Source organism: Streptomyces sp. SID14436, assembly GCF_010548465.1.
Lineage (GTDB): Bacteria > Actinomycetota > Actinomycetes > Streptomycetales > Streptomycetaceae > Streptomyces.
On record NZ_JAAGMD010000671.1, the window covers coordinates 1 to 1252 of the forward strand.

Consider the following 1252-nt stretch of genomic DNA (forward strand, 5'->3'; position numbering starts at 1 on the left):
CCCGGGAGGGGCGCGGCGGCGCCGCTCCCGCACACCTCTTCTTCGCCGGCGGGGGGAACGCCGGATGCGCCGTCCGCCCGATTCACCGGCGCCCGCGGATCCACCGACCCGCCGGATCCGGCGGGTCGGTCAGTCTTCCGCCGCCCGCCGACCCGCCGGACCGGTCCCGTCCGCCCGGCCGGCGGCGGTGTTCCCCCCGGCAGGCGGGTCCCCGCCGGCCCGGACGTCGGCCACGGCACGGTCGCTGTGGTCCGCCCGTCCGCCCGCACCGAGCAGGCCCGTCGCCTCGAAGTCCTCCGCGGCGGCCAGGCGCGGCAGCTCCCGCCGGGACAGCAGCGTCACCACCGGCGGCATCGCGGCCCGCACCGCCTGGGCGGCGCGCAGCCAGCGGGGCACGTAGACGGCCGGACGGCGCCGCTCCACGGCGGTGACCAGCCGGCCCGCCACGTAGGAGACGGGGAACACCTTGCGGGCCGGCGGCGGCATGTGGCCGCGCAACTGCCGCAGCACGGCGTACTGGTCGGCGTCCCGGATCATGTCGGTGTCCGTCCAGTTGATGTACGCGATCCCCACGCCCACCCGCCGGTGGGCGACCTCCGCCCGCAGCGCGTGCGCGAACGACTCCACCCCCGCCTTCGAGGCGCAGTAGGCACTCATCATCGGCGCGGCACCGATGGACGCGAGCGAGGCGACCTGGAGGAAGTAGCCGCGGGTCTCGAACAGGGCGGGCAGGAACGCGCGGGCGGTGACGGCGCTGCCGATGAGGTTGACCTCCACGACCCGGCGCCAGACCGCCGGATCCGACGTCTCGAACGGCCCGCCCTCGGCGACCCCCGCGTTGGCAACCACGACGGACGGCGGCCCGAGCCCCGCACCGATCTCGGCGGCGACCCGCGCCATGCCCCGGTCGTCGGTGACGTCGACCGCCCAGCACCGGGACACGCCCGGCAGGGTGTCCCGCACCCGGGCGAGGGTGCTCTCCTCGCGGCCCAGCAGGGCGACCTTCGCACCCCGGGCCGACAGGTCCCGGGCCACGGCCTCCCCGAGTCCGCGCGCCGCACCCGTGACGACGGCGGTACGCCCGCGCAGCGGGCTGTGGTGCACAGGCGGCATGGAACGGCTCCTTGGGCGTGGCCCCCCGCCCACGGTAGGCGCGGACCGCACCGTCGGCACGCCGGAGCCCCCCCGCCACGGACGCCGGCCCGGGCCCGCAGCGGACCGCACCGTCGGCACGCCGGAGCGCCCCGCCACG

1 protein-coding gene is annotated in these 1252 nt (G+C 78.1%); it reads right to left on the minus strand.

The features are described 5' to 3' along the window. Positions 1–129: 129 nt before the first annotated feature. Positions 130–1113: an SDR family oxidoreductase gene (locus G3I53_RS23975; RefSeq protein ID WP_164438754.1), complete on the minus strand. Its 984-nt coding sequence runs from the start codon at positions 1111–1113 to the stop codon at positions 130–132. Between the last annotated feature and the right edge of the window lie 139 nt (positions 1114–1252).

Excerpts from the sequence above, each read along its gene's own strand:
- G3I53_RS23975 (WP_164438754.1), bottom strand. The coding sequence starts at position 1,113 with ATGCCGCCTGTGCACCACAGCCCGCTGCGCGGGCGTACCGCCGTCGTC.